This is a genomic window from Acidovorax sp. (assembly GCF_046339755.1).
In the GTDB taxonomy this organism is placed as follows: domain Bacteria; phylum Pseudomonadota; class Gammaproteobacteria; order Burkholderiales; family Burkholderiaceae_C; genus Acidovorax.
Map to the genome: position 1 here is coordinate 1 of NZ_JBKDTZ010000112.1, position 5,265 is coordinate 5,265.

Genomic DNA, 5,265 nt, shown 5'->3' on the forward strand with positions numbered 1-5,265 from the left:
CAGCGACCTGTACGAGAGCGTGAAGGAAAGCGCCGCCAAGGGCGAGGACCTGCGCAAGGTCTACGAGGCAACCTTTGCGAAGCTGCAACCCAAGTACGGGCACTGGGTGATCTTCAACCACTGCATGCCGTTCGACGTGACGCGTGCCTACGACGAGGCCACGCAGTACCCTGACCCGCGCATCTGGACGGCCGAGCGCGATGTGCAGATGTGGAAGGCATTGGAAGGCTGATTTTCGGCATGGCTGCGCGCGACGGCGGCCCTGGCATGACTTGCCTCGCAGGCTCGCGTTGAGCGGGCGCTGCTACCCCTTGGCGCTTTCAGGAGTTGACCCCCACCATGCCCGTGAACGATCGCCAGTCCCTGGCCGTGCAGGCCGTCCTGATCGGCGCCATGGCGGTCTGGGGACTCAACCTCACGGCGGTGAAGCTGCTGACCGCCTGGTTCGCGCCCGCCACGCTGGCCTCGGTGCGCATGCTGGTGGCCTGCGCGGCGCTCACGGCCGTCGTGGCCGCCAAGCGTTGTGCCTGCCTGCGCTTCACACCACGCCAGTGGGGCGCGATGGCGCTGTGCGCGGTGTTCATGGTTTATGCCAACCAAGTGTTGTTCGCCGAAGGCCTGCTGCGCTCGCGGGCCAGCAACGCGGCCCTGGTGATGGCGCTCAGCCCCTTGGCCTCGGCCCTGCTCGCGGCCATCGCGTTCCGCGAGCCGCTCACGCTGCAGCGCAGCCTGGGCGTGCTGCTGGGCTTTGCCGGCGTGGCTGCCGTGGTGCTCAGCCACCCGGGAGCGGGCCTGTCCAGCGCGGGGGTGGGCGATCTGCTCATCATCAGCTCGGTGCTGAGCTTCGCGGCCGGCGGGGCCATGGTGCAGCGCCTGGCGCGCCAGATACACCCGCTGACCATCTGCTGGCTCACCTACTGCATCGGCACGGTGCTGCTCGTGGCGCACACCGCGCTGGGGCCTGCGCCGCTGTCTGCGGCCGCGCTGTTCCCGGGCTGGTGGCCGTGGCTGCTGGTGCTGTTCTCGGGCATCTTTGCCACGGCAGTGTGCAATGTGGTCTGGAACCAGGCCATCGCCACCATCGGCGTGGCGCGTACCGCCGTCTTCCTGTACTGGGTGCCTGTGTTCGGTGTGCTCTTTGCCGCCCTGCTGCTGGGCGAGCAGCTCACGCTGTGGCACCTCGCGGGCTTTGCCGCCGTGATGGGAGGCACCTGGCTGGGCACGCGCCGGCAGGCCCCGGCCGCACCCGCCGTGCCTTGACACCGTTCCTTCATTTGATCGCCATGACCGACCTGCACCCTCCCCTGCTGTTCCAGCCGCTGGCCCTGCGCGGCCTCACCCTGCGCAACCGCGTCGTCATCTCGCCCATGTGCCAGCATGCGGCCGATGGTGGCCATGCCACGCCCTGGCACCTGGTGCACCTGGGCAAGTTCGCCCTCGGCGGTGCCGCGCTGATCCTGACCGAGAGCACGGCGGTGGACCCGCGCGGGCGCATCGGCACGGCCGACCTGGGACTGTGGAAGGACAGTCAGGTCGCACCCCTGAAGGCCGTGGTGGACTTCGTGCACGCCAACGGCGCTGCCATCGGCGTGCAGCTCGCACATGCCGGGCGCAAGGCCGGCAGCCAGCCGCTGTGGGAAGGCGGCGCGGCCCTGTCCGAAGCCACCTTGGCGGCCGATGCCGAGCCCTGGCAACGCCTGGGCCCGAGCACCCTGCCTGCGGGGCCCGGCTGGTCCGCCCCCGCCGGGCTCGACGCCGCCGGCATCGAGGACGTGGTGCAGCGCTTTGCCGACGCCGCCCGGCGCGCCGATGCGGCCGGCGTGGACGTGGTCGAGCTGCACTTCGGCCATGGCTATCTGGTGGCGAGCTTTCTCTCGCCCCATGCCAACCACCGCAGCGACGCATGGGGCGGCAGCCTGGAGGGGCGCATGCGCCTGGCCCTGGACATTGCCCGCCGCGTGCGTACCGTGTGGCCCGCGCACAAGCCGCTGTTCGCGCGCCTCTCGGTGGTCGACGGCAGCGGCGAAGGCGGCTGGAGCGTGGACGACTCCATCGTGCTGGCACGCGCGCTGGCGGACTGCGGGGTGGACGTGGTGGACTGTTCTTCCGGAGGGCTCACCGAGGAGACGCGCGCCCTGCCCGTGCCGCGCGGCCTGGGCTTCCAGGTGCCGTTCGCCGAGCGCCTGCGCAGCGAGGCCGGCGTGAAGACCCAGGCCGTGGGCATGATCGTCGACCCCGCGCAGGCCGAGGACATCCTGGACCGTGGCCAGGCCGACCTCATCGCCATCGGCCGCGAGGCGCTGCACGACCCCTACTGGCCCCACCACGCGGCAGCGGCGCTGGGCGCCGACCCCGGCTACGAGCGCTGGCCCCTGCGCCACGGCGTGTGGCTGGCCAAACGGGCACCAGGCCTGGCGCGCGCGCGTGCGGACCAGGCCGCCGGCAATCCCTGACAAGCACTTCATCACCACGCCGGAGACATGGATGACGACAACGACACCCGCCCGCGTCCGCATGGGCCTGATCCAGAAACAGCCCGGCTGGAGCCATGAGCGCTTCGACGCCTACTGGCGCGACCAGCATGGCGCGCTGGCGGCGCGCGTGCCCGGCCTGCGGGGCTACTGGCAGAACCTGGTGACCGACCGGCTACAGCGCGGCATCGACTTTGCGCGCGGCCCCTGGGATTTCGATGGCTTCTCCCAGCTGTGGGTGGATGCCGCGCAGGCCGGCGATGCGGGTTTCCGCGACGGGGCGCTGGCGGCAGCGCTGGTCGCGGACGAGCAGCATTTCCTTGGCGGCCTGCACATCGTGACCACCGAGCAGACCGAGGTCATCGCACTGCCCGAAGACGCGGCAGCGCGCGCCCGGCTGCTCAAGCGCATCTCCACGCTGCGCCGGCGCGATGACCTGTCCGAGACCGATTTCCGGCGCGAATGGCGCGTGCATGCCGACCTGGTACGCACCATGCCAGGCGTGAGCGGCTACCGCCAGAACGTGGTCTGTGGGCGCGAGCGCACCAAGGGCGTGCCCTGCGGCTACGACGAGCTGCCCATCGACGGCATCGTGGAGCTGTGGTTCGAAAGTCCCGAGGTGCTCAATGCGGCCTTCGCTTCGCCCCAGGGCCAGCGCACCATGGCCCACGCCAAGACCTTCCTGGCAGAGATCACGGCCTTTCTGGTCACGGAACGCCGGGTGCTTTGATCGCGCCGCCGCGCTCCTTCAAGGGGTGCGGGGAAATGAAGTGACCGAGCCGTCCACCGTCTGCTCCTGGCTTCCGGGCGGGCAGGGCTGGTCGGTGTAGGTGGTGCGCCCGCCCTGGATGCACTTGCGTGGCTGCACCGGGGCTGAAGCAGCACTGCGCGCACCGGCGGCGGCGCCCCCCTGTGCGGCCTTCTTCTCGGGCGGCAGGCTGTCTTCACCGGGGCGCGAGAGCTTGCTCCAGGTCTTGTCAAGCCAGGGCCGGGCGTGGGGCAGCCATTGGTCGGCGGTCCACCAGGCGGCACCAGCGGCCACCAACACCACCAGCGCAAAGATCGTGGGTCGCCAGGGACTGCGCATGCGTGCGTCTGGTCAGCCCAGGTGCTGCCCGAGGATGCCGGCCAGCTCGAACATGCCGGCGCTGTCCTTGCCGAACACGGCGCGCAGCTTGTCGTCGGCAACGATGGTGCGCTTGTCCTTGGGGTCCTGCAGGTTGTTCGCCTTGATGTACTCCCACAGCTTCTTCACGGCCTCGGGGCGGGCCACCGGCTCGTTGCCGATCACGGCGGCCAGCGCTGCGCTCGGGGCTGCGCCAGCAGCAGCCTTGCGCGGTGCCTTGGCGGCAGCAGTCTTGGAGGCGGCCTTTTTGGCCGGTGCCTTCTTTGCCGCCGCCGCCTTGGCGGGGGCCTTGGCAGCGGCGGTCTTGCCCGCAAAAGCGCCTGCAGCAGGCTTGCGCGGCGGGAACTTGCTCGGTGCGAACTCGAAGTTCACCTTGCCGGCCTCCTTGTCCCAGGCCAGGAAGGCCTTGAACGCGCGGCGTGTGCGCATGGAGACGAACTTGTCCAATAGGTCGGTCTTGCCCGTCTCCAGCAGCTTGTGCATCTGCTCGCGCTCCACGGGCTGCTGCAGGATGATCTTGCCGCTCTTGAAGGTGCAACTCGGCGTGGGCTGGGCGGCGGTGGGCACGGCCTTGCTGCACACGTAGTTGGCGCCGTGCTCGTGCACGGCGGCGCCGCAGATCGGGCAGGGGCCCAGGGAGGCATCGGCAAACTCCACCAGCTCGCCCGATTCCTCGGCGTTCTTGTCGTCGCCGAAATCGAACTCGAGCTTGTAGTTGTGCGCCTCGTCGTCGTACTTGATGACGATCTCCGAGGTGAACGGCCAGCCCGCCTTCGAGCGGAAGCCCTCCAGCGGCCCGATCTTCCTGTCGCGCAGCAGGGCCTCGGCCTCGGCGGTCTCGAAGGTGCGGCCCGCGGGCGACTTGCCGAAGCTGAAGCCGCAGGGCTCGGCACCGGGCTTGCCCACGCAGGCGAAACGGCGGTAGTTCTCCTTGACCACGCCGCCGCAGTTGGGGCAGGGCGTGGCCAGCGTGGCGTAGTCGCCGGGGATGGTGTCGCGGTCGTATTCCTTGGCCTTCTTGACCATGCGCTCGGTCATGGCGGCGATGTCGGCCATGAAGGATTCGCGGCTCAATTGCCCCTTTTCCATTTGCGAGAGTTTGAACTCCCACTCGCCGGTCAGGTCGGCGCGGCACAGCTCCTCCACCTCCAGCCCGCGCAGCAGCGTCATGAGCTGGAAGGCCTTGGCCGTGGGGATGATCTCGCGCCCTTCGCGCAGCATGTATTTTTCGGTCAGCAGGCCTTCGATGATGGCCGCGCGCGTGGCAGGCGTGCCCAGGCCTTTTTCCTGCATGGCTTCGCGCAGCTCGTCGTCGTCCACCAGCTTGCCCGCGCCTTCCATGGCGCCCAGCAGCGTGGCTTCGTTGTAGCGCGCGGGTGGCTTGGTCTTGAGGCCTTTGGCGGCCACCTCGGTGTTGCGCACCACCTCGCCAGCGGCCACGGCGATGAGGTTCTGGCCCTTCTCGCCGTCTTTGGCACCTTCCACTTCGTCGGCAGCTTCCTTGCCATACACGGCCATCCAACCCGGCTTCACGAGGACTTTGCCTTCTGTTTTAAAGCGGTGTGCGGCGGCGGCTGCCTGGACGGTCGTTATGCGGGTGGTGACCTGGAATTCGGCGCTGGGGAAGAACACCGAAATGAAGCGGCGCACCACCAGGTCGTACAGCTT

At 69.2% G+C, this 5,265-nt stretch carries 5 protein-coding genes and 1 pseudogene; 4 read left to right on the forward strand and 2 right to left on the reverse strand.

Going from position 1 to position 5,265, the window contains the following annotated elements; genetic code table 11:
- The 4 genes and pseudogenes from ACK59X_RS08875 to ACK59X_RS08890 form a co-directional block, all read left to right on the forward strand.
- Positions 1–232 (forward strand): annotated as a pseudogene (locus ACK59X_RS08875) (MBL fold metallo-hydrolase); the annotation flags it as partial.
- Between the two features lie 107 nt (positions 233–339).
- Entirely contained in the window at positions 340–1,260 is a 921-nt protein-coding gene (locus ACK59X_RS08880) for a DMT family transporter (RefSeq protein WP_409956595.1), read from the forward strand.
- A gap of 23 nt (positions 1,261–1,283) precedes the next feature.
- Positions 1,284–2,453, forward strand: a complete 1,170-nt coding sequence (locus tag ACK59X_RS08885) for an NADH:flavin oxidoreductase/NADH oxidase (protein WP_409956597.1) — start codon at positions 1,284–1,286, stop codon at positions 2,451–2,453.
- 31 nt (positions 2,454–2,484) lie between these two features.
- Positions 2,485–3,201: an EthD family reductase gene (locus ACK59X_RS08890; RefSeq protein WP_409956598.1), complete on the forward strand. Its 717-nt coding sequence runs from the start codon at positions 2,485–2,487 to the stop codon at positions 3,199–3,201.
- A gap of 18 nt (positions 3,202–3,219) precedes the next feature.
- On the opposite strand, the gene ACK59X_RS08895 is transcribed toward ACK59X_RS08890, so the two are convergent.
- On the reverse strand, positions 3,220–3,558 hold the full coding sequence (locus ACK59X_RS08895) for a DUF4124 domain-containing protein (RefSeq protein WP_409956601.1): 339 nt from the start codon (positions 3,556–3,558) through the stop codon (positions 3,220–3,222).
- A gap of 12 nt (positions 3,559–3,570) precedes the next feature.
- Positions 3,571–5,265: DNA topoisomerase (locus ACK59X_RS08900; RefSeq protein ID WP_409956603.1), on the reverse strand; the 1,695-nt coding region annotated here is incomplete at its 5' end.

Coding starts and splice junctions, on each gene's coding strand:
- ACK59X_RS08880 (WP_409956595.1), top strand. CDS start 340: ATGCCCGTGAACGATCGCCAGTCCCTGGCCGTGCAGGCCGTCCTGATC.
- ACK59X_RS08885 (WP_409956597.1), top strand. CDS start 1,284: ATGACCGACCTGCACCCTCCCCTGCTGTTCCAGCCGCTGGCCCTGCGC.
- ACK59X_RS08890 (WP_409956598.1), top strand. CDS start 2,485: ATGACGACAACGACACCCGCCCGCGTCCGCATGGGCCTGATCCAGAAA.
- ACK59X_RS08895 (WP_409956601.1), bottom strand. CDS start 3,558: ATGCGCAGTCCCTGGCGACCCACGATCTTTGCGCTGGTGGTGTTGGTG.